This is a genomic window from Geomonas sp., from assembly GCF_056994735.1.
Genome location: NZ_JBXKJL010000313.1, coordinates 1 through 1,719, shown reverse-complemented (window position 1 = coordinate 1,719; position 1,719 = coordinate 1). Strand labels below are relative to the sequence as shown.

The following is a 1,719-nucleotide window of genomic DNA, read 5'->3' as shown; positions in this document are numbered from 1 at the left end:
GGGTTGCCGTGAAAGTAGGGGTCTCGCAGGACAATAGAAGGCCGTCGTCGCGTCAGCGACGTTTTTTCAGACCACCGTCGGAACGAAGTTAAGCTGCCTTCGGCAGGTAGCCGTATTTCTTCAATTGCCGAAGCCAACGTGGAGCGTTACGTTGGACTAGGAGAGCCTCGTAATCGACAGTAGTATCGTGATAAGGAACGTGACGCGACAACACCACGAACACCGTTTTGAGCACTTTATGAGCCACGGCGATAATCGCCTTCTTGGTTCCCCGACGCATGACCAAGCTCTGATAGCGGCTCTTAAATTGACTGGTCGTTCGGACGGCGGCCCAGGCGATCTCACAGAGGAGGGCGCGGACATAGCGATTGCCTGGGATGGTCCGACCGGCCCGGCGCTTGCCGGCGGATTCGTGATTACCGGGGCAAACCCCGGCCCACTTCGCCAAGCGGCCCGCGTGGCCGAAGGCCGCCATGTCCAGGCCGATTTCCACCACGAGCTTGGCGGCAGCTAAGCGATCTATCCCCGGAATGGTCAACAATAATTGCATGGCCGCCTCCTGGGGTGTCAGGGCGTCGAACAACTGCCGTTCGAGGTCGGCCAACTGGGTTTCCAGGAACTGGAGATGCTGCCGGATCATCCGGGCGACAAACACGTGGTGCGCGCTGAGTTCTCCTTGCAGGGCGGCCAGCAACTCTGCCCGGGGGGCCTGCAGGCGCCCGACGAAGGCCAGCGCCTGTTCCGGCGTTCCACCGTTGAGTAGGCAGTCGATCATGGCCCGAGCGGCCACCCCATGGGCGTCGGAGACGACCGCCGTGAGGCGGATGCCGGCATCGCTTAACACCCGTACCAGGCGGTTTTTCTCCGCCGCAAGCATGGCGGTGGTCCGGTGGTGATAACGGCTGAGTTGGCGCAGATTCCGCAGGGACGCCGGTGGGATGAAACTGCCGCGCAGCAAGCCAGCACGGGCTAACATGGCCAGCCACTCGGCATCGCTGGTGTCGGTCTTGCGGCCGGGCACCTTTTTGACATGCTGAGCATTCACCACCAACGCCCGGATGCCGACCTTCTCCAAGGCCGCATAGGGACTTTTCCAGTAAATCCCGGTACTCTCCATCACCACCGTGTCCGGTTGAAATCCGGCAATCCAATCCGCCATAGCGCGCCGATCCCGCTGGAAGGCCCCGAATTGCTGTCGATGGACTTCCGGTTCACACCCAGGTTCGGCGACAATAACACAGACTGAGAGGGTGGACAGATGAACGTCCATCCCGACAGCGCAGCGAAAAATCGGTTGAATGTCCATGAACACCTCCCCGCAAACCAGGTTAAAAATAACGACTAGCGAGGAGTACCTCAGAGTCCCGAAGAGCACCTGACCATTCGAGATCGGTTCCTCAGGAGAACCGGTTCGTGATGGTCGGTCAGGTTGCCGTACGCGCTCAAGGGCAGCAGTCGGGGGTACAAGTCAGGACCACAGGCTCATGTTGAGGACGGAGTCAAACTACCATTCCCACCGCGACCTTGGGGAGGCACTCCTCAGGACGATAACGTACTTTCATCCACGGGGGTGTCAAGGAAATGAAATGACCGTTGAGGTGTCTACCCACCGCACGGACTGGGTCGTGACTAACGATCCTACTCAGGAATCTACGGAGGCCACACAAAAGGCGTGTGGCTTTCGCTGGAAGATTGAGCAGTTGCACCGGGAAGGAAAAC

1 protein-coding gene is annotated in these 1,719 nt (G+C 59.6%); it reads right to left on the bottom strand.

Features of this window, described 5'->3' with window-relative positions; all coding sequences use genetic code 11:
- Nucleotides 1-88: 88 nt before the first annotated feature.
- On the bottom strand, nucleotides 89-1,306 hold the full coding sequence (locus tag AC11W3_RS13885) for an IS110 family RNA-guided transposase (RefSeq protein ID WP_484093171.1): 1,218 nt from the start codon (nucleotides 1,304-1,306) through the stop codon (nucleotides 89-91).
- Nucleotides 1,307-1,719 lie beyond the last annotated feature (413 nt).